The organism is Pseudarthrobacter sp. W1I19, assembly GCF_030817835.1.
In the GTDB taxonomy this organism is placed as follows: Bacteria; Actinomycetota; Actinomycetes; order Actinomycetales; family Micrococcaceae; genus Arthrobacter.
In genome coordinates this window covers 872,011-892,281 of sequence record NZ_JAUSZR010000001.1, presented here as the reverse complement: position 1 = coordinate 892,281, position 20,271 = coordinate 872,011, and the positions used below count along the sequence as shown (strand labels likewise).

The 20,271-nt window shown below is 61.9% G+C and carries 15 protein-coding genes and 1 pseudogene; 9 read left to right on the top strand and 7 right to left on the bottom strand.

The features are described from left to right. Positions 1-333: 333 nt before the first annotated feature. The 4 genes from QF038_RS04140 (at position 334) to QF038_RS04125 (ending at position 4,613) form a co-directional block, all read left to right on the top strand. Positions 334-786, top strand: coding sequence for a hypothetical protein (locus QF038_RS04140; RefSeq protein WP_307609025.1), 453 nt, complete (start codon positions 334-336; stop codon positions 784-786). A gap of 128 nt (positions 787-914) precedes the next feature. Further along, positions 915-2,000, top strand: a complete 1,086-nt coding sequence (locus QF038_RS04135; RefSeq protein WP_307609024.1) for a hypothetical protein — start codon at positions 915-917, stop codon at positions 1,998-2,000. 1 nt (position 2,001) lies between these two features. After that, positions 2,002-2,502, top strand: a complete 501-nt coding sequence (locus QF038_RS04130) for a hypothetical protein (protein WP_307609022.1) — start codon at positions 2,002-2,004, stop codon at positions 2,500-2,502. Then, positions 2,499-4,613: an OmpL47-type beta-barrel domain-containing protein gene (locus tag QF038_RS04125; RefSeq protein WP_307609020.1), complete on the top strand. Its 2,115-nt coding sequence runs from the start codon at positions 2,499-2,501 to the stop codon at positions 4,611-4,613. Before QF038_RS04130 ends, QF038_RS04125 begins: the two co-directional genes overlap by 4 nt. 644 nt (positions 4,614-5,257) lie before the next feature. Here QF038_RS04125 and QF038_RS04120 read toward each other — a convergent pair. From QF038_RS04120 to pdhA, 3 genes are read right to left on the bottom strand one after another with little or no spacing between them, the layout of a single operon-like run. After that, on the bottom strand, positions 5,258-6,829 hold the full coding sequence (locus QF038_RS04120) for a dihydrolipoamide acetyltransferase family protein (RefSeq protein WP_307609019.1): 1,572 nt from the start codon (positions 6,827-6,829) through the stop codon (positions 5,258-5,260). A gap of 5 nt (positions 6,830-6,834) precedes the next feature. Then, complete coding sequence (locus tag QF038_RS04115) at positions 6,835-7,947, bottom strand: alpha-ketoacid dehydrogenase subunit beta (RefSeq protein ID WP_307609016.1); 1,113 nt, start codon at positions 7,945-7,947, stop codon at positions 6,835-6,837. Next, positions 7,944-9,173 (bottom strand): pyruvate dehydrogenase (acetyl-transferring) E1 component subunit alpha, encoded by a 1,230-nt coding sequence (gene pdhA / locus QF038_RS04110; RefSeq protein ID WP_307609014.1) that lies wholly within the window; start codon positions 9,171-9,173, stop codon positions 7,944-7,946. Before pdhA ends, QF038_RS04115 begins: the two co-directional genes overlap by 4 nt. 264 nt (positions 9,174-9,437) lie before the next feature. Between pdhA and QF038_RS04105 the strand changes: the two genes are divergently transcribed. From QF038_RS04105 to QF038_RS04090, 4 genes are all read left to right on the top strand, one after another. Next, entirely contained in the window at positions 9,438-10,052 is a 615-nt protein-coding gene (locus QF038_RS04105; protein ID WP_307609012.1) for a helix-turn-helix transcriptional regulator, read from the top strand. Positions 10,053-10,458: 406 nt separating this feature from the next. After that, the gene (locus QF038_RS04100) at positions 10,459-10,698 is read left to right on the top strand and encodes a hypothetical protein (protein ID WP_307609010.1); all 240 of its coding nucleotides are present in this window, start codon (positions 10,459-10,461) and stop codon (positions 10,696-10,698) included. Between the two features lie 231 nt (positions 10,699-10,929). After that, positions 10,930-11,400: an Lrp/AsnC family transcriptional regulator gene (locus tag QF038_RS04095; RefSeq protein ID WP_307609008.1), complete on the top strand. Its 471-nt coding sequence runs from the start codon at positions 10,930-10,932 to the stop codon at positions 11,398-11,400. Positions 11,401-11,798: 398 nt separating this feature from the next. Continuing rightward, complete coding sequence (locus tag QF038_RS04090) at positions 11,799-13,550, top strand: hypothetical protein (protein WP_307609006.1); 1,752 nt, start codon at positions 11,799-11,801, stop codon at positions 13,548-13,550. Positions 13,551-14,217: 667 nt separating this feature from the next. On the opposite strand, the pseudogene QF038_RS22270 reads toward QF038_RS04090, so the two are convergent. From QF038_RS22270 to QF038_RS04075, 4 genes and pseudogenes are all read right to left on the bottom strand, one after another. Then, a pseudogene (locus QF038_RS22270) lies at positions 14,218-14,382 on the bottom strand (hypothetical protein); the annotation flags it as partial. A 43-nt stretch (positions 14,383-14,425) separates the two neighbouring features. Further along, a complete protein-coding gene (locus tag QF038_RS04085; RefSeq protein WP_373461617.1) occupies positions 14,426-16,291 on the bottom strand; it encodes an acyltransferase family protein in 1,866 nt (621 codons plus the stop codon). Positions 16,292-16,563: 272 nt separating this feature from the next. Then, a complete protein-coding gene (locus QF038_RS04080) occupies positions 16,564-17,787 on the bottom strand; it encodes a MinD/ParA family protein (protein ID WP_307609004.1) in 1,224 nt (407 codons plus the stop codon). Between the two features lie 329 nt (positions 17,788-18,116). Continuing rightward, the gene (locus tag QF038_RS04075; protein WP_307609002.1) at positions 18,117-18,263 is read right to left on the bottom strand and encodes a hypothetical protein; all 147 of its coding nucleotides are present in this window, start codon (positions 18,261-18,263) and stop codon (positions 18,117-18,119) included. 1,037 nt (positions 18,264-19,300) lie between these two features. On the opposite strand from QF038_RS04075, the gene QF038_RS04070 reads away from it, so the two are divergent. Further along, positions 19,301-20,269 carry a glycosyltransferase family 2 protein gene (locus tag QF038_RS04070; protein WP_307609000.1) on the top strand — a complete coding sequence of 323 codons (969 nt, stop codon included), beginning with the start codon at positions 19,301-19,303 and terminating at the stop codon, positions 20,267-20,269. The last annotated feature ends 2 nt before the right edge of the window (positions 20,270-20,271 follow it).

Sequence of the window (20,271 nt, the reverse complement as noted above, 5' to 3'; positions counted from 1 at the left end):
TTGCGCAAGTGGACCAGAAGTTTTGGCGGGCAGCCCACATCCCACTCTTACGCGGCAACCTGCCTTCGCTGCACTACCCGTTTAGGGTGGCGCGGCCTTTATTCGAGGGCCAAGACGCACCCGCCACAAATCCGAATACTGGCACCGGTTGCGAGTAGTAGCGTCCGAACCCAAGTAGTGCCCTGCCTGGTTGCCCGGGTTTTCGGGTACCGGTACGTGTTGTTGCGGCGGTCTTCAACCGAAAATATGGGGTCATCGATCCACCGAATGGTGCCTGGACGGGGCCGCTTATGGGGGAACGGGTTCTCAATCACACACTCAAGGAGTCTTTCCATGCGCACTATGACCAAGAAGAGCAAAGTCGCCGCTGTTGCAGTTTCCGCCGCGCTGTTGGCAGCCGGCGGCGGTGCCGCCTACGCCTACTGGAGCACTACGGGCTCGGGTTCGGGACAGGCGGCAGCATCGTCCGGAACGTCACCGGTAACAATCAGCGTTGAGTTTGAGCAGGGCCTTGCTCCCGGTGGATCTGAGGACATCCGCTACTCCGCAACAAACCCCAACTCCTCGAGCACCACGGTGGGCAGCCTGACCACCACAGTGACCACAGACAAGCCGGCCTGTGATGTCTCCTGGATTACCGCAACCGCACCCACAGGCACTACCTCGGTAGCGGCAAATTCCACCGCACCGCTCGGCACCGGCACACTTAGCTTCACAGACAGCGCAACGGCCAACCAGGATGCCTGCAAGGGTGCCACCATCACCGTGAGCGTCACCAGCAAATAGCCAGACCTACGGGCCGGGGACGGGTGAAAACCCGTTCCCGGCTTGCAGTCATTTGCAACAACTGGAGAGGGCATTCGGTGCGCAACAAGGACGGACACCCGCAGCATCGCCTGCGGAAAGCAATAAAGGTGGCGCTGATTAGCCTCGCCGTGCTCCTGACCAGCGCAGGGACATTGTTGGGCGCAGCACAAAACCCCAAACCGGGCGTCACCGTCCAGGTCTCCCCGGCCAGCCAGTCGGTCCAGCAGGGACAGGGCGCCACCTACACGGTGTCCCTTACTTCCACTGGCGGCTTTAGTGGCGCGGTGAACCTCGCCCTCGCCGGGCTACCCTCCGCCGCAACCGGAACCTTCTCGCAGTCTTCAGTGGCCCTGGGCTCCGGGTCCACGGCAACAGCCACCCTGAACGTCGCCACCGCCGCGAATACTCCGGCGGGCACGAATACCCTGACCATCACGGGCACCAGCGGCAAGACTTCCGGCAGCGTGGCCGCGGGCCTCACCGTCAACTACAAAATGTCCACTGCCTTCTCCGTGGCCGCCACTCCCGATTCGCTCACCGTCCCGCCGGGTGCCACCGCCGTCTATTCGCTGCAGCTGACCCGCAACAACTTCTCCAGCCCGGTAAGCTTCAGCGTCCTGGGCGGCCTGCCCTCCGGCGCCACTGCGTCATTCTCGCCGAACCCCGCCACCGGCAACTCCACCACCCTGCAGGTGACCACCACCGCCACTTCCCCCAACGGAAGCTACAACCTGTATTTGGTGGGCAGCGGGAAGGACTCCACCGGAAAGCCACAGTATTCCTACGCCAACGTCCAGCTCGTGCTGGACTCCACCGTCAAGCAGTTCGTCCTCTCAGGAAACGTCCCCGATACCCTCTCCCCCGGCACCTCGGCAGGTCTGGACCTGCAGATCAACAACCCCAACAACAAGGCGCTGTCCCTGGCCAATATCTCCGTCGCCGTTGCCGGGGTCACCAGGAGCGCGAACGCCCTGTCCAGGAACCTCCCCTGCACCCCTGCTGATTTCAGGGTCACCCAGTACAGCGGCCCCTATCCGGTCACCGCCCCCACCGGCAGCAGTTCCCTTTCCGGCCTCCGCATCCCTCCTTCCGCCTGGCCCCAGGTAGCGATGCTGGACACCTCCGCCAACCAGGACGGCTGCAAAGGCGCAAACCTCCAACTTACGTACTCAGGATCAGGACAGGGGAACTGAGATGACCAGCACCAGGACGGCCCAGGCCGGCCACGGCCTCAAGGCAGCGGCCCTCGCCGCAGGCCTGATTGCCGCAGGCGCCGGAACGGCTTACGCGTATTGGAGCAGCGCAGGAACCGGCAGCGGATCCGCCGCTGCCGGCACCATGCAGGCCATCTCCGTAGACGCGCTCGTGGCCGGGGACGGCCCCGGGGCGACTCTTGTCCCGGGCGGTACTGCCGACGTCGTCCTCCGCCTCACCAACCCCAACCCCTACGCCGTGCAGGTGTACCGGGTCTCCCCCAGCGGTCCGGCTACAGCAGACCCGGCGCACAGCGGTTGCACAACCACCGGGGTTACCTTCACGGGAGCCGCAGCACCGCTGGCCCCGGCAACGTTCGTCGGGGCAAACTCGTCCACCCTGCTCACCCTTCCCGGATCGGCCGCCATGGATACCACCTCACTCGCAGCCTGCCAGGGCGCTACCTTCCACCTTCCCGTCACGGTGGAGGTGCGCAAATGAGCCTCGCCATCCGGAAGATGCCGCTGGGCCTCCGTCTCCCATTGTCGCGGTTGGCGTGGATCGTCCCCGCACTCCTGCTCCTGCTGGGCACGGCCACCGCGGCCTATGGCTTTTGGGCCTCCCTCACGAGCAGCAGCAATGCCGCTGCCGCCGCCGACGCCCTGTCACCGGGATCCCAGCCCGCGGTTGCCGCAAACGGCTCTGCAGTGTCTGTGACCTGGGCCGGCGGGACCACAGTGAACGGGCGCCCTGCCACCGGGTACACAGTCACCAGGTATTTGGCCGCCACCGGCGGCACGGGAACAGCGGCCACCGGCGGCTGCGCCGGGACCGTCATCACGCTGACCTGCACGGAACAGAATGTGCCCGGCGGCATCTGGTACTACACCGTCACCCCGGCTATCGCCCTGTGGACGGGCTCCGAAAGCCCTCGAAGCACCGGCATCAGCACCGATGCAACCGCCCCGGTAGCCACCGTGCAGTCGGTCTCGCCAACGCCTAACGCCGCCGGGTGGATAAACACCAGCCCCGTCACCTTGACCATCACGGCCGACGACGGCGCAGCCGGCTCCGGCGTCGCCTCCATCACGTACGCGGTCGACGGCGGCGCGAAGCAGACAGTGAGTGGCGCGTCCGCCCTAGTCCCTGCCAGCGGCGACGGAACACACACGGTGTCCTACTTCGCCACCGACAATGCGGGCAATGCCGGGACTGCGCAGAACCAGACCGTGCGCATAGACACTCAGGCACCGGCCCCGCCGGTGTTCACTACCGTCCCCTCCTACGTGTATTCCGGTAACGTCGCCGGGGTGCCCCTCAAAGGCACAGCGGAGGCCAACGCGGAAGTTACTCTCACCGCGGCTGACGCGGGCGCCGCCCATTCCACGCCCCCGGTAACAGCAACTGCGGATGGCAGCGGGAACTGGTCCGTCGCCCTGGACCTGCGGAGCCTGGACCAGGGAACTGTGACGTTCTCGGCCATGGCAACGGACGCTGCGGGCAACACAGGCGCTGCCAAGACATCCACAAGCACGAAGGACACTGTGGCCCCGGCTGCGGCGCAGGCCGTAAAGGTCCCGATCTATGTAAACGCCGCCACGGCTCCCTCCGTCAACATTTCCGGGAGCGCTGAAGTCGGGGCAACCGTAGCAGTTTCAGCCACAAGCCCGGGATCAGTCCAGCCGGTAACAGGAACGGCAACAGCCAGCGACGGCACCTGGTCGATGGTCCTCAATCTCGGCTCACTCAAAGACGGAGCGGTCACGTACACGGTCACAGTGCAGGACGCGGCCGGCAACACCGGTTCTGCGACGACCGCCACGGACACCAAGGATACCCAAGCCCCCGCGCTCGTGCTGGCCGCCCCCCGCTACGTCAACAGCCTAACTGCGCCCAACCTGCAGGTCAGCGGCACCGCCGAAGCCGGAGTTGTGGTGACCCTGACCGTCAGCGGCACCGGCCGACCCCCGGTGATTGGCCAGGCAACGGCTACGCTCGGCACGTGGAGCGTAACCGGGCTGGACGTTACCGGGTTCAGTGACGGATCACTGACGTTCTCCGCGGCAACTTCAGACGCGGCCGGCAACAGTGCCGCCGTCACTGCCCCTGGCCCGAACACCAAGGACGTCGCGGTCCCCGCCGTCTTCAGCATCACCGGCACCGACGGAAACAAGGGGGGCCTGGACAGGGGCGACCTCCTAACCATTACGTTCACTGACTCCATGGACCCGTCGAAGTTCTGCCCCGGCTGGACAGGTGCCAGCCTGGCGGGAACGGTGACTCTGTCCAACGCGCCCGCCCCCACGTTCGACACCATCAGCTTCTCAACCAGCGGCTGCACCGGGCTTAGCCTGGGGACAATCTCGCTGGGAGCCGACTACGTGGGAGCAACGGCAGCGACATTCTCCGGCAATGGCAACAATGCCTCCACCCTCACGTGGGACTCCGCAACCAAGGTACTGACCATCAAATTCGGAGCTCTCGCCTCGGGGTCTATTGCCAGCCCGGCCCCCGGGTTCCCGTCGTACGATCCCGCGTCCGGCCTCACCGACTTGGCAGGCAACCCCCTCAGTACCAGTAGGTACACCTCTGGCAACAAGACCGCTTTCTGAGAGTTCTTACGGAACGGCTCCGCATCGACCAGTTTGTTGTGGAACTGTTCGGGACTGTCAATTGGCACACACCTCAAGAGGGAAACCAACGCATGTCTTTTGGGAAGCTTGACTGATCGTTGAGCTGTTCCTGCCGAAAGGTGTCGCTGCCCTTGAGTCGAGCCGTGCAGAGTAGCGGGTGTAGGCCTGACTCGCACGGATGTGCAACTGGGAGCTGGGTCCAGCTGATCAGGGCTCGGTCGGGGTAAACCCTCCGACGGTTTCAGCGCTTGGCGGTGTTCTGCAGCAGCAGGCACCGCCAGGCCGAACCATTGCCGGCGACGTCATTCAAGCTCTCCGGTGCCGGGGTTGTAGGCAGCGTAGTTCCTGACCTCCGACCCAGATGATCCTGCTCCGAATGCGGTTACGCGGATGGAACCCTGTGGAGTTTGCTTTTGCTCCGTTTCGGATGATGTGTGCAGCTGCCGAGCCAGGTGCAATTTCTCCGAGGTCCTTCGTCCCGAAGCGGCTCTCAAAAGGTATGGCTCTGGCCTCTGCCCGCCTGAGCCGGGACTCCCGGGACCTCCGCTCACTCCAATGACAGGACGTGGTTGAACCTGTCGAAGCCCTCGGGGTTTCGACAGGCTCAACCACCAGTTTTGCTACTAGATGTCCGCCAGGAGGCCGTTCGGGTTTTCGATCGCGTCGGCTACGAAGCGGAGGAAGCCTGCGGCCGTGCCGCCGTCGCAGACGCGGTGGTCGAAGGTGAGGGTCAGCTCGGTGACCTTGCGGACAGCCAGCTCGCCGTTCACCACCCACGGCTTGTCGATGATCCGGCCGACGCCGAGGATGGCCACCTCCGGGTGGTTAATGATCGCCGCGGAGCCGTCCACGCCGAACACCCCATAGTTATTGAGCGTGAAAGTCCCGCTGCCCAGCTCCGTGGGGGTCGCCTTGCCTTGGCGCGCGACGTCGGTCAGCCGGCGGATCTCCGCGTCCAGCTCCCTGGCGGTCAGCTTCTCCGCGGCGTGGACTGACGGGACCACGAGGCCGCGGTCGGTCTGGGCTGCGATGCCGAGGTTGATCCCGTCGAACGAGACAATCTCCTGTGACCCGTCGGCCGCGGTTTCGATCCGGGTGTTCAGCTCCGGGTACTTCTTGAGTCCGGCAGTGACGAAGCGGGCTATGAACGCAAGCAGGCCGGGCACTTCTGAGCGACCTGTCTTGAGTTCCTTGCGGAGCTCAACCAGGGCAGTGGCGTCAACGTCTACCCAGACGGTTGCTTCGGGAATCTCCGACCGGCTGCGCGTCATGGTTGCGGCAACAGCCTTGCGCACTCCCCTGACCGGCGTGCGGGAGGAAATTGCGAGGCCCGTGCGGGCGTCTTTGCCCTCCGGTGATGGAGCCTGTCGAGATCCAGGAGCCTCGGGGGTTTCGCTCCCCACCCGCTCCCTAACCTCGCTAGCTCGGCCAGGGAATCCTGCGGTCGTGGCCCCAGGCTCAACCGACGGGGCACTAATCGCCGCCTCCACGTCCTTGCGCATGATGAGGCCACCCTCGCCCGAGCCGGGGAGCTCGCCGAGGTCGACGCCGTGCTCCCGTGCCATACGACGGACCAGCGGGGAGATGACTGCCCCAAGTTTGCCCGGGACGCGGGTGCGCAAGAGGGAGAGGTCGTCCTGGGTTTCGACAGGCTCAACCACCGGACGGGCAGGCTTGGTTTCGACAGGCTCAACCACCGATACTGATCCCTTCGGAGCGCGGGTACGTCGAGCAACGCCATGGCCGCCCGGAGTTCCGTAGCCAATAAGAACGTTGCCGGACCCGGCTTTCTCCTCCTCGCGGTACGCCTCGGCCTCTTTGGTTTCGACAGGCTCAACCACCGAAGAGGCAGGCTCAACCAACGGGTCCCCCAGCTCGGTTTCGGCAGGCTCAACCAACGGGTCCCCCAGCTCGGTTTCGACAGGCTCAACCACCGGTTCGGAGGTTTCGACAGGCTCAACCACCGAAATGAGGGGTCGCCCCACGTCCAGGGTCTCCCCCGGCTGTCCGTGCAGCTCCGCCACAATCCCGGCATACGGCGAAGGCACCTCAACAGTGGACTTCGCGGTCTCCACCTCGGCGATCGGCTGGTCCACGGAAATCGTGTCCCCCACCGAAACGTGCCACGACACCAGCTCGGCTTCGGTCAGTCCCTCGCCCAGGTCCGGCAACAAAAACACACGCGTCTGGCTCATAAAAATCAGTTCTCCCACTGAAGGTCGTCGACGGCGTCGAGGATGCGGTCCACGCCGGGCAGGTAGTACTTCTCAAGCTTGGGCGCCGGGTACGGGATGTCGAACCCGGCGACGCGGCGGATGGGGGCGGCCAGGTAGTGGAAGCATCGCTCCTGCACCCGGGCCACGATCTCGGAGGACACGGATGCGAACCCGTGCGCCTCGGCGATCACCACGGCCCGGCCGGTCTTCCGCACCGACTCACAGACAGTGGCGTCGTCGAACGGCACAATCGTCCGCACGTCGATGACCTCCAGCGAGCGCCCCTCCAATGCAGCCGCCTCGGCCGCGGCGAGCGCGGTGGGGACGGACGGGCCATAGGCGATCAGCGTCGCATCAGTGCCGGGACGCGCGACGGCGGCGCGCCCTTCAGTGGCAAGGCCCGCCGTCGTGCCTTCCACGTAAGAGGACCGCAGCGCAGGCAAATCCACCAGGTCCTTGGACCAGTAGAGCTTCTTGGGCTCCATAAACACCACGGGATCGTCCGAGTCGATGGCTTCGCGGAGCATCCGGTACCCGTCCGCCACGGTGGCGGGGGTGAACACCTTCAGGCCGGCGGTGTGGGCGTAGTAGGCCTCGGAGGAATCGCAGTGGTGCTCCACTCCCCCGATGCCGCCGCCGTAGGGCACACGAATAACAAGAGGCAGCTTCACCGCGCCGCGGGTACGGTTGTGCATCTTGGCCACGTGGCTGACGATCTGCTCAAATGCCGGGTAGGCAAACGCATCGAACTGCATCTCGATCACCGGTCGCATCCCGTTGATGGCCATGCCCACGGCCATGCCCACAATGCCGGACTCGGCCAGCGGGGTGTCGAAGCAGCGCTGCTCCCCGAACGTAGCGGTGAGCCCGTCGGTAATCCGGAACACCCCGCCCAGCGTCCCCACGTCCTCGCCGAACACCAGGACTGACGGGTCCGCCTGCATGGCATCAACCAAAGCCGTGTTCAATGCCTTGGCAAGAGTGACCGGCTGCGGGCCGGCCGCTTCGGCAGACGCAGCGGCGGAGGCTGCTGCCCGGGCGGTAGCGGCAGAAACGTTGCCGTTGGCCTCGGACGAGGTGGTGATGGTGGGGCTCACTTGCCGGCCTCCTCAGTAGATGATGCGGCTGCTGCGTCGCGGGCGAGTTCGTCGGCGAGCAGGGCGGACTGTTCCTTCAACTGCGGCGTTTGCTTGGCGAAGACGTGGCGGAAGAGCTCCTGCGGGTCCACCGGCACGTCCTCGCTGAGTCCTTCACGCAGCTGGGTGGCCACCGCTTCGGCGTGCGAAGCAATCCGCGCCTCAACGGAGTCGTCCAGCAGGCCGCGGTCCGTCAGGTAGGCGCGCATCCGGTTCACCGGGTCCTTCGCCCGCCACTCGGCAACTTCAGCGCTCTCGCGGTAGCGGGTGTCGTCGTCGGCATTGGTGTGGGCCTGCATGCGGTACGTGTTGGCCTCAACCAGCAGGGGGCCGGAGCCTTCCCGGGCCAGTTTCACGGCCCGGTCCAGGACCGCGAGGAGCGCCACCACGTCGTTGCCGTCCACGCGTTCGCCGGCCATGCCGTAGCCCACGGCCTTGTGCGCGAGCGACGGCGCCACGGACTGGTGTGCCAGCGGCACCGAGATGGCGTACTTGTTGTTCTGGACGAAGAAGATGACGGGCAGGTGGAAGACGGCGGCGAAGTTCAGGGCCTCGTGGAAGTCGCCTTCGCTGGTGGCGCCGTCGCCGCACATTGCCAGCACCACGGTGTCCTCGCCGCGGAGCTTGGCGGCGTGGGCCACACCCACGGCGTGCAGCAGCTGGGTGGTCAGCGGCGTGCACTGGATGCCCACCTTGTGCTTGAGGGGATCGAACCCGCCGTGCCAGTCGCCGCGGAAGATGGTCATCACCTGCACGGGGTCCACGCCGCGGGTCATCACGGCCACGGCGTCGCGGTACGTGGGGAACATCCAGTCGCCGTCGGACAGGCACAGGGCGGCCGCCACCTGGCAGGCTTCCTGGCCGTGGCTGGACGGGTACACGGCCATGCGGCCCTGCCGGACCAGTGCCGAGTTCTGGTCATTGACGCGGCGGCCGACGACGAGCTGTTCGTATGCGGCCAGCAGTTCCTCATCGCCGGGCAAGGGGTACTCGTGGCCGGGTTCGGTGCCCTGCTCGCCTTCGGGCTTGAGCCGGCCCTCGGGGTCCACCATTTCGATCTGGTGCCGGGCCGGGAGCATGTAGTCCTCGGCCGTGATGCCGAACTTCTTGGCAGCCTCGGCGAGGGCATCCTCTGCCGGCACCGGGCTGGCATGCTCGCGTGCGGTGTGGTCTGCGGAGATCGTCATTGTTCCGTCCTTCTGTTGCCACTATTCCTTCCCAGTATCTGCCCGCAGCAGGTTTCGTATCCAGCATCTGGAGGAATCGTGGAGAAGCTGCTTGATTCTGGCTGCGCACGGAGACGAATTGTCTTTGTGAGCCAGCTTACTGAAGCTGGCCATGGACAAATTGGAAATGAGGGGGCAAATACTGAGATGCAGGGGGCTGTTTTTCAGGTCGGCGGACCGGGGGCGGAGGATAATGGCATATAGGGGCCCAAAGGAGCGACGCGCATGAGCAGCTATGACGTGGGGACGGAGAGCCAGCAGGCCCTTGCGGTGGAACCTGTTCCCGACGGGCACGCCGGCGGGTCTATGGATGCTGCGGCGGAGCTGTTCAAGGCCGTGGCACACCCGGCCCGGGCGCAGATCTTGGAGCTGCTCACCGAGGGTGAGTGCACCATCCCGGAGCTGTGCGACGGCACTGGGCTGAAGCCCTCGCACTTGTCCCGGCATCTGACCCAGATGCGCGGGCAGCACCTGATCAAGTGTCTCCGGTCCAGTGGCCGGCTGGTCTACCGGCTGGCGTACCCGGAAGCAGCCGGACTGCTGGCCGCTGCCAGGTCGGTGCTTCAGGCCCGGACGGGGGAGGCGGTCAGTTCCCTGCGCCCCACGCCGGAAGTGCAGCCGTTCACGTCCCTGTGGGGCGAGCGGTTTTCGGCGCCGGAAGCTGCACTGGTTTCGCGTTCGGTGATCGCGGACGCGTGCCAGGCGATGGCTGCGCGGACGGGCTGCAGCCCCGAGGCGGCAGCCGGACGGCTCATCACGGTGGCCCGCACCTGCAAAATGACGCTCCTGGAAGCCGCACTGGAGGAACTGCGCATCGGCGAGGACGGCAGCGAGGACTGAGCCGTGCAGGTCCCCGGACAGGCCCTGCCTGTCCCACCAGGCCGCCCCGAGCGGCCTTCGCGTCACGCATGGGCCTTGATAAAAAATTGTGTTGACCTTCGCCTGCCGCAGGACGAGACTTCTTGAATGAGTTGACCAAAACGTCAATTCGTCCGTTTTGTTGAGTTTCTTCTCCTTTAGACCAGGAGAAGGCTTCGCACCAAGTGGCAGGGTTTCCTTTATTGGGGGTTCTTGGTGCGGGATGGACGCGGAGGGGACAGCGTGGTTCTCTCCGCCTCTCCATTACTCTCCGCGTCCACTGTCGTCGCGGAAGATGGGGAGTTGGAGAACAACAACTGCCTCGGCTTGCGGGGGGCCGGGGCGGCATTTCATACACGGGAATCACAAATGGGTGGGAGCAACCGTCATGGGGATCGAAAAGCTGTGGGACCGGCTGGATTCAGAAACACGGCAATGGTTTGTTGATAATCCCGGGTGTGTGATCCTTCCCCGGGCCGTGGTGGCAGCGATCAGTAAGGCCACGGGAGCGGAGTTGGACCAGGACCGGCACGGTGAAACGGTCCTCTCCCCCAGCGACTGCGACTTCATCCGCAGTGAGGCGGAGCGGCATGATGCCCTCCGCAGCGAGGCCTCGTCCCCGCGCTGACTGATTGACCGGCAAGCCTGCACCCGGTTTCTGGTCCGCCTGCCTTGGTGACGCGCGGCATCCCGGGGTCGCCTGCGGTCCACCTTACGGAGTCACTCTGCACGCTGCCCGTCTATTTGCGTGAGCTTTCGTATTCAGCTTCGGCTGCAACCGCAGACGCCTGAAGGCTTTCATCTACACTGAAAGACGAATTGCAGATGTGAGTTGGCTGACTGACAGGCGTTGTGGACAATGGCAAGCAGGGATGCGGGGACTGAGCCAGTCCCGCTGGATGACATCGACCGCAGGATCATTTCGGAGCTGACCCGGGACGGCCGGATGTCCGTCACGCAGGTGGCGGAGAACGTCCACATCTCCCGCGCGCATGCGTACACCCGGATCGGCAGGCTCACGAGCGAGGGCGTGCTGTCTAGGTTCACGGCGCTGGTGGACCCGATCAAGGCCGGGCTGCGCTCGTCCGCCTATGTGACGCTGAAGCTAAAGCAGGATGCCTGGCGGGAGCTGCGCGACCAGCTCGGCGCCATCCCGGAGGTCCACCACGTTGCCCTGGTAGGCGGCGACTTCGACGTAATCCTGCTGGTACGCGCCGTGGACAACATCGACCTGAGACGGGTCATCTTCGACCAGCTGCAGGCCATGCCAGGTGTCCTCGACACCCAAACGTTCCTGGTGTTTGAGGACCTCGATACGCGCTATTCCTAATGGCGGGCCTTCGCCTTTATCAGCGCTGCAGCCAGGAGTCCCGCGCCCGCCAATGATGCCAGCATGCCGCCCAGTGCTACGGCGTATTCGGTGATAGTCATTCCGCCACTCCCTTGTGATGTCCTGCCCTGTTGGACCCCAAGCTACGACAGGAAGCTCAGCATTGGCCGAAGGCTCGGCGGAGGATTTGGTCAAGATCTGTGCAGCAGGAGGCCAAAGAGCCCGACTGAGTACCGACCAAGTAGAATCAGCGCTTCACATCAATGGTGAGAGGTCCTAATCGCGATTCCACCGCGCGCAGCCCGAGTAACTCCTGTCCCACCTGAGTACTCTGTCCCCAACAAGACGGGTAAGTTCCACTCTGGTTCGCACATATTCCGAGCACATAGCTTCTGGATATGGTCAAAGAGACTGAACAGAGTGATTCGGCAGAGCGAAACGATCGCGGGGTCAAACGGCGTGGCCTTCTCCGCTTCGGGACCCTGGTCACGGCGTTCACTGGTGCGTCCGCAGTATCAGCTATGGCTGCCAAAAGTGCCCAAGCTGCACCCGGAGATAAGACACTGCCAAACACTTATGTCCCCGTGGCCGAGAAAGGCTCGCCTTCAGGCGTCGCAACTCTCGACGCAACTGCGAAGCTAATTCCCACCCAACTTCCTGATCTTTCAGCAACTTATGGCAGTGAGATCGAAAGGACCGGCAGCCCTGCACAGATCGCACTAGCAAAGCGCGATATTCTTAACATAATTGACTTCGGTGTCAGCCGGGGAACAGCCGCATCACAAACCGTCGCGATCAAAGCGGCTCTGGATGCGAACCCCGGAAAGACGTTTTATTTTCCGCCCGGCGACTACCGGTTCGACACGCCACTCCTTATTGACAAGCAGAACAGTCTGATCATCGACGGGACCCTGATCGCCTGGACCTCCATGGCGGACTTCATCACGTTTGACCCTGACCTCGTTCCTTACTTGTATGCCGAAGGTAAATTCATCACCGGCAAAGGAACTATCGATGCGAATTTGAAAGTGGACCGCGCCATTGTCGTCAATCAGGTAATAGGGTTTGAACTCGGGGACGGACTGACGATAAAGAATGCTATCAAGCGATTCCTCTACACCGGCCCCATTGGCGCACAAATGCTTACTCATAACCTCACCCTGCTGAACACGACGGACACTAATGTGGAGGATAACGTCGGCATTGAGGCCAATATGGGGGACTGCCACTTCCGGGATGTGTTTGCGCGTGACATCACCGTCTTCGCCAAGGACTTCAAGGCGAATCTCTGGGAGGCTTGCCACCCCTGGATCGGGCCCAATTGGTCGGGCGGACAGCAGATGACATCGCGATACCCCAGTTCCATCGGCTTCGACCTGACTGGGCCGTCAACTCTGCGCGGGTGCATTGCTGACACATTCCGGACGCACTACATGATCCGCAGCAACGGAACGGCCTATACGGAGCGGCCCAATTTCCTGGACTGTCGGGCAACATGGGCAAGCAGCCTCTTGCCCATCGACCTTGCAACCGCCTACCCTGGCGCAGTTTTCGACAACACTGCGGGCGTGGGCGCGGTTATCGACCGGACCCGCGTTTCGGGTCTTACCGCCGCTCCTCAAAAATTTTTAAACGGACCTGCCACAAATGTGGATTCCCGGAACAATAAGAACCAAGGCTATGTTGTCGGCGAGCAGGGGACGACGGCAGACTCCCTTGAATACCGGGGAGGCATTCAACAGGGGGGTAGCAACTTCACTCCCACCATATACGGCTCAATGGGCGCGGGGGTTCATAGCTACGGCACCAGAACCGGTCGCATGGTGGTAAATGGCGACACGGCAACCTACTTCATCCGAATCCAAGCGACTCTCGACTCCACCACTGCGTTCGCAGGTTCGCTTCGCATCGGAGGCATTCCCTTGCCCAGTGGTTCCACCAACGTAAGGGACGGTGCCGGGATAGTGGGGAAATGTAGCAACGTTCAGGCATCTACGGCAGTGGTTTATAGTGGCACGGCACCCGCTATCACGCTACTTTCCCCTGTGACCGCCACTGGCACCGCAGAAGTTGACATACCCGGCCAAGCGTTGCGGGGCAAGGTGGTGGACCTGATGATTTCCGTGACCGTCACTCACTTCAAGGCGTAGTGGTCATCCTTTACTATGCAGGGCCCAACCGAATCCCAGCCTTATTAGGAAAACTATAAAAACGCTCCAAAAAAGACTGACGTTTACGCGCCTAGAATCAACGCCCCCGTATTCGTCCGCTACGACATATTCATGTGGGCGCCAATTGCCAAACCCTTGTCCAGCAATCGACATCCTCTGAAAAGACCAGGATGCCTGTAATTTTCTTTGCGCAGGCCTCGACCAGGATCATTCCGCACGACGTCGCCCAATTATGAGCAAGAAACTCGCTGTTAGTTGCTTTTAATTCGTATTGTTAGCCGGTGCTTCCGGTTCGTGCCTTTTGTCTTGGCGAAGTGGCCTCGGGCTGGCGCGATCCCCCAGTGGCGTTCTTGGCCAAGACGAGGGCATTGGAACATCCCTCGGCTTCTGCATGTCTTACGTGTGGAGGCCTCATTGGGCAGCTTGAAGCTCCGTTGGAATAAGCGGCCCCGGCTCGGTCGTGTCCAGTTCCTACCATATCCACGCGACATGCGGATAGAAGGTCTTTCGTCCGCCTTTTCCAGAGCGACGGTAGCATGTAGCCTCGTCCAGCGCACTGCGTCGTCAGCCTGTCCGGACGTAACATCGATAGGAGTATCGATGTTCCTTTCGGTTGCCAGATTGGGGTCGCCAGTTCTGGCTACCATCAGGGTAGTATCGCCGCTCGTATAACAGGCGCTAGGCTAGTTGAATATTGAATCGATAGGTGCGCGGAGTCCACGCGGATCGGCGTATTCCCGACAAAGGCCGGGCAAGCCCCGAATTCAACACAGAACCACTCTCGTGTATCTACATAGTTAGCAGATGAAGCTTCAGACGCGGCCCGCTCCTTGTCTACAAAATTGCCCTATTCACTAGTGATAGTTGTCGAACAAGTCGGCAGGCTTCGATACTTTTGTCACGCATGTTTGGAGATTCTGACCGCCAGGAGGCGACGAAAGCACCACGACCGCACCGGCGCTTGGGACCAGGGTCTGGAGTGCAGCTTTCATGCCGTTCGCATACTCGGTTATGGCGTCGCCACCTGTAGCTCCGGATGCCAGTCGCCCAAGGGTGATCTCTGCGGACGCCATGATAAGCAAGTCTGGCCTCATCGTGCCTATAACGCTGCTGGCCCAATCGTGGTGTGCGTCGCATTCGGGGAATGCCTTCCTCCCATCGCCAGTAACAGACACGAGCGCGGCGGGGCACTGGGCGCGGGTAAGCATCTGAAGGTTATAACCACTGCCGGCCAATGCTGCCTTGATGCCGGGACTCCAAGCCATCGCAAATGAGTCGCCGTAGAGAACAGCAGTCTTTGTTGCGCCGGAATTTTCGAAGAAGCACTTCTCCACGGTGTCGACTTGGACATTCACGCAGGACACTGTTTCCATCTGTTTGCCCCATGATTCCGTCCCTAAATCCTCGACAGCAGGCGACAGCACAGGCCATTCCGTCGCACGGGTCGCTGCCTGAATCCCTTTTTGCACCTCGGCAAGCTCGGGGCTGAATGCTGGAGTTGATGCTGGAGTTGATGCGGTAGGTGTAACGGAGCCGATAAGCGGCATGGCAGTCGGCGCCGCAGGCTGAGGTGGTGCCACCGCCAGCGCCATCCCCACTACCGCTGCAGTGACCGTTGCGAGGAAAGCGAGGCTTGTCAGCTTGTAGCGGCCGGAAAGCGGGTGCCGCTGGATCCCCTGCTTTCCCTTCTTTCCGCTTAGCCACCCCGACTTCCGAATCGGGTCCTCCACAAGGTGGTAAGCGAAGACGGCGAGCAGGACGAGGATTGCCGCGAGAACGGCGTAATAGAGGATATCCGGATTCGGTACGAGCGCGGCACCGAACACAATCACGGGGAAGTGCCACAGGTAGAGAGAGTATGAAATGTCACCTACATACCTGCTCACCGGGTTAGTCAACACGACCAACGTTCCATGTGCTGGGGCGCCCGTACCGGCCGCGATGAGAAGGGCAGCTGAAATCACCGGCAGCATTGCAGCAGGTGCCGGGAAGCCCGCCGATTCACTTACGACGAACAGCGAAGCCACGAGGCCCGCGGCTCCAAACCAGGCGATGATCGGGCGACTGCTATCAGATACCCGCTCTAAAAGCGGCACGGCGCAAGCCAGCCCCGCTCCGACGCCCAATTCCCAAGCTCGGGAAAAAGTTGAGAAGTAGGCAAGCCCTGGGTTTGCGGAAGTCTCGACGACGGCCCAGGTGAGGGACAAGACGCTGACAACCGCAATCGCGATACCGGCGATAGCGTTGGGGCGTGTCTGCGGCCTCCGCGTGAACAGGAAGAAGGCACCGAGCAGTAGCCACGGCCAGACAAAGTAGAACTGTTCTTCGACGGCCAGCGACCAAAAGTGCTGTAGCGGCGACACAGGCCCGTCGACCTGAAAGTAGTCGGTGCCGATGGCAGCGAAGCGCCAGTTGGCTCCGAAGAAGAGCGCCCAGGCTGCATCCCAAATGGCCTCTCGGAATTTGGCAGCATTGAGGACGGCATACGACGCCACTACAGTCACGATCAGGACTAGCACGGCGGCGGGCAGGATGCGCTTCGCGCGCTTCTTGTAGAACTGTACGAAAGAGATGTGCCCGCTCTTTTCATACTCTCGAAGCAGGTGCCCGGTGATCAGGAAGCCGGAGATTACGAAGAAAATGTCAACCCCTATAAACCCGCCGTTGGGCCAATGAATCATGTGGTCAAGGATGACGACAATTACAGCGAAGGCGCGCAGCCCTTGAATATCCGGCCGAAGTCCAGGCTTTCCCCGCTTGGCTTTTGTGGCACGACCAATGGCCAGAGTCGATTGCGATATGATTCCCCCAGAATTAGACAGCTACCCTAATGATACGGGGCCACCAACCATTCCGCGGCCACCCCCAAATAGGCTGCCGTCGAGGGCCTAGGCAAGCCACCTTAGTTCTTAGTTAAATTAATCGCAGAAACAAAAACCAGGCGCCTTCGCCTGCGAAGCTTCTCGGATTGGAGCAATTCAATCCCAAGGGCTTATCGGTATCCATCGACTATTGCCGCGGCGATCTCCTTGTATGCCCGCCGCGTTTCAGGCTTAAGGACGTCCAAAGTGACTAAGTCTCCATCCGCAACTCCGCGATCATGCGGAACAGCGATTAGCTCACGGCAAATGCCGGAAAGGTGTTCTTCGATAGCATCTTTGTCCACGCGGGAGGAGACTTCGTCCTTGTCGGTGATCACCACTATGGCGTTGCGGGCTAGGTCCTCATACCCATGGCTAGCCAGCCAATGAAGGGTGCTGCGGGCCCGCTTTGCGCCGCTAACCGCGTAACCGGCAGCAATGACCAGGTTGTCGGCGGACTGCAGGATCCCGCTCATCGCGTTGTGCGTCACGCCAGTGCCGCAGTCCGTCATCACCACTGAGTAGTAGCTGGAGATGAGTTTGCGGATTCGGAGGTATTCTTCGGCGGTCAGTGAGTCGGAGACCTCCGGGTCCTGCTCCCCCGCGATCAGGTGCAGCCGGCCCGCGTGGTGCATATACCGGGCCAAGGCGGTGAGAGAGTCGACGGACTCGATGTTCTTCAGCAGATCGGTAATGGTGCGCGGGCTGGACTGCTGGTAAATCCCCTCGCCTAGGGCCCGTTCCACCAGGTCCCCGGAGTCCGGGTTGGCATCGATGGCGCATGGGGCGTCGCCACGGTATTCAGCGAGGGTCAGACCCACACCCACCGTAGTGGAGGTCTTGCCGATGCCGCCCTTCAGGCTGAGTACCGCGGTGTTGTAGCTGCCCTGAAGCTGGCGCGAGATGCGGCGGGCCAGTTCGTCTTCCTGGCGCTGCTTCGGACCCGGCCCCAGATTCCAGGCTCCACCGGTCAGTTTGTAGATTGCTCCGCGGATGCCGCCCGCGGGACGCGGTTTCTGCTCCTTGACAAATAACCCGGGAGAGCTGATGAAGTCAGGCAAGGGGCTTTCGGCAATGGTGTCAGCGACGGTGGGTCGGGTCCGACGGAACGCTGGTGTTTCGGAAGAGACGTCCGACGGCGCCGGCGCGGCTTCTGAAACAGCTTGGCCTGGTACCGAGGTGATGGGGGTGTCTGTGGCTGGCTGAGCGGAGGCCGGCGGCCGGGTAGGCGCGGGGACCTGAGCGGCAGGCTTTGCTGCGTCAGCCGCGGCAGCTGCATCCGCCCAAGAGCTGCGGCGGGTAGCCGGCTTGTCGGCGTCGTTCTGGTTGGACGTGTTGGGGGTTACAGCTGGCATGGTTCCTGTCCAGGCATCCGGCGATGAGCCGTCGACGCGACGAAGGTCGCGGCGTCGGCGCAGCTGCGGTTGCCCTGCATCCGTTGCATGGGCGCGTGCGTTCTGATCCGCCGGATCGGGCATAGGTGTCCCCCCAGGACGTTCGGCAAAATGTTCTGCAGCACTGGTCTAAACAGTAAGTCTAGGGGCTTTGCTGAAAACGCCGGGTCAGATGCGGGTGAGCGCAGCCGCTACCACGACTGCTGTGACGACCAGAAGAATCGCGAGGACGGCGTAACCCTGCCATTTGGGACGGCCTTTATGGGGATTGATGTCAACGTACGGCATGGCTAGCGGCGGATACCTCTTGATGCGGCGGGGGCGGGGACCCGGATGGCACGGCGCTTGAGCCGCAGCATCTGGTACAGGACAAAGAAGGGAATCAGCAAGGTGCCCAGCAGCATGCAAAGCGCTAGGACAAAGTCGGATAGAGCCACAACAGACCTCCGTTGGTGAGCAGTGATCCCCCATGTCAGATCCCTTGGGACGCTACCCGTCGTGGAAAGGGTTTGACAAGTCACGTCAACTTCAGCCGCACATTATTTAGCGGGTTTCCCCGAAACCACAAGTAACAGAGGTGGCGAACGCGGATCTGGCACACTCGGCCAGCACTTTTCAAGTCACAGGACTGTTTTGCGACCTCAAGGGTTGCCGCCAGCAGTACCACCCCAATGTCGCCCACAGCTAACTCTCTGACTACGAAGTGGGATAGGAACCGCATCCGGGCCTGTTCCGGTCTCATTGCGGCTGTTGACCGTAGTTTGTCCCCTCAAATCTGCCCATTCCGCGATCCTACATAAAGACAACGTTGACGTTTGCTCAACTTCAGCCCTCAATGCCGACTACCCTGGCCCGTAAGTTAGTCAATCCGCTTCGGTGCTGCAAGTCCCCGCACTCCTAGATTCCACGGCGCAGGTTCCGCCGACCCCGAATTCGGCGACGCTTCCTCGGCAAACACGGCGTTACCGAGCAAGTAGTTAAAGTGGGCGTGGGCGGGGTATTATGCTCGGTTCTCACCTTGTCAGGACGTTGATAGAGGTAGATTTCGCTGTGGTGGCCGAATCTCACATTTGCTGCCAATGATACGGACACCCTGCGGGAAGTTTTTCGAGGCTACTAACAACCTGTAGGCTTTTGAGCTAGACCTCCGTAGTAGCCTGCCGAAGCGCGCATGCTCTTGCGTGGAGGTCAGCCAGATTGGGGGAGGCATGACAACAAGGGCGACAGTTGTGGACGCCCATTTCTTCGTTACGTCTCTCTGCAAGAGTCTCGGCAAATTTCGTGTCACAAGCTTTGATGCTTGAAATTAGGGCAATCAACGAAGATTCTGCCGGAGCCCGAGCTAAGCGAAACCGCAAGCGCAACCGTCAACGGGTTCTTGGAGACGCTGCCGTGAATGACATGCGACCACTGCTTGCTGCGCAATCTGAAGTTTGCGACGTCTCAGGACGTGCCACATAGGAATGGAACGCCAATGAAAGACAATGTGCCGGCAAAAGCCCACAATGCTTCGGATCTCGTTGTCGTGCTCCTAGCCACCTTCAACGGTTCCCGCTATCTCCAGCAGCAGTTAGAGTCCATCGCCGAACAGAGCCACAGTAATTGGAAGCTTTTGGTTGCAGACGACGGCTCCCGCGACCACACGTTGGCGATTGTTCGGAACTTTGCTGAGTACCACCCCGGACGCGTCTGCATCGTGCCAGGCGACCCAACGGGATCTGCTCGTGATAACTTCTTTCGTCTCCTTCGGGCTGCCGGCCCGGCACCCTATTTCGCGTTCTGCGACCAAGACGACGTATGGAGCGCCGACAAACTCGAACGTCTGACACGAGAGTGCCGGCAGATCCAGACTCTGCACCCCGATCGGCCGTGTCTGGTTTACTCCGACCTCAGTGTTGTAGACGCCCAACTAGGCCTCGTGAACCCCTCTTTCATCAATCAGATACGCGCCCGTCCTTGCGAAATCACCCACAAGACGCTTCTCGCTGAGAACGCAATTCCCGGCTGCGCAATGCTGTTTAACGCCGCGCTCGCCGACCTGTTCCGGGCTAATGCGTTTGATGCGACAAAAGCGATCATGCATGACTGGTGGCTAGCGCTCCTCGCCTCGGCCGTAGGGCGCATCTCGCATGTCCCCGATCCCCTCGTGAAATACCGACAGCACGCAACAAACACTTTAGGCAGCGTGAATAGATCGGGACTTCGGTTCGTCCTTTCAAAGCTGTTTCAGGGAGATCGCTCTGAAGCGCTCCATACGTACACCCAGGCTGGGGCTTTTCTTGACACCTATGGCGACCTGCTGGAACCCGCTTTGCGTGAAGAGATACGAGTATTTGCCTCCCTTAACCACCGGCGAAAGCTCATGAGAGTCATACTGCTCCTCAGACACGGAAGTCTGAAGCAAAGTCTCAGTCGGCGCGTCTACCAGTTACTGCGAGCGTGATC

Bases quoted from the DNA above. Each gene is read 5' to 3' on its own strand.
- QF038_RS04130 (WP_307609022.1), top strand. From the start codon at position 2,002: ATGACCAGCACCAGGACGGCCCAGGCCGGCCACGGCCTCAAGGCAGCG.
- QF038_RS04095 (WP_307609008.1), top strand. From the start codon at position 10,930: ATGGCAAGCAGGGATGCGGGGACTGAGCCAGTCCCGCTGGATGACATC.
- QF038_RS04090 (WP_307609006.1), top strand. From the start codon at position 11,799: ATGGTCAAAGAGACTGAACAGAGTGATTCGGCAGAGCGAAACGATCGC.
- pdhA (WP_307609014.1), bottom strand. From the start codon at position 9,173: ATGACGATCTCCGCAGACCACACCGCACGCGAGCATGCCAGCCCGGTG.
- QF038_RS04140 (WP_307609025.1), top strand. From the start codon at position 334: ATGCGCACTATGACCAAGAAGAGCAAAGTCGCCGCTGTTGCAGTTTCC.
- QF038_RS04120 (WP_307609019.1), bottom strand. From the start codon at position 6,829: ATGAGCCAGACGCGTGTGTTTTTGTTGCCGGACCTGGGCGAGGGACTG.
- QF038_RS04100 (WP_307609010.1), top strand. From the start codon at position 10,459: ATGGGGATCGAAAAGCTGTGGGACCGGCTGGATTCAGAAACACGGCAA.
- QF038_RS04105 (WP_307609012.1), top strand. From the start codon at position 9,438: ATGAGCAGCTATGACGTGGGGACGGAGAGCCAGCAGGCCCTTGCGGTG.
- QF038_RS04080 (WP_307609004.1), bottom strand. From the start codon at position 17,787: ATGCCAGCTGTAACCCCCAACACGTCCAACCAGAACGACGCCGACAAG.
- QF038_RS04125 (WP_307609020.1), top strand. From the start codon at position 2,499: ATGAGCCTCGCCATCCGGAAGATGCCGCTGGGCCTCCGTCTCCCATTG.
- QF038_RS04070 (WP_307609000.1), top strand. From the start codon at position 19,301: ATGAAAGACAATGTGCCGGCAAAAGCCCACAATGCTTCGGATCTCGTT.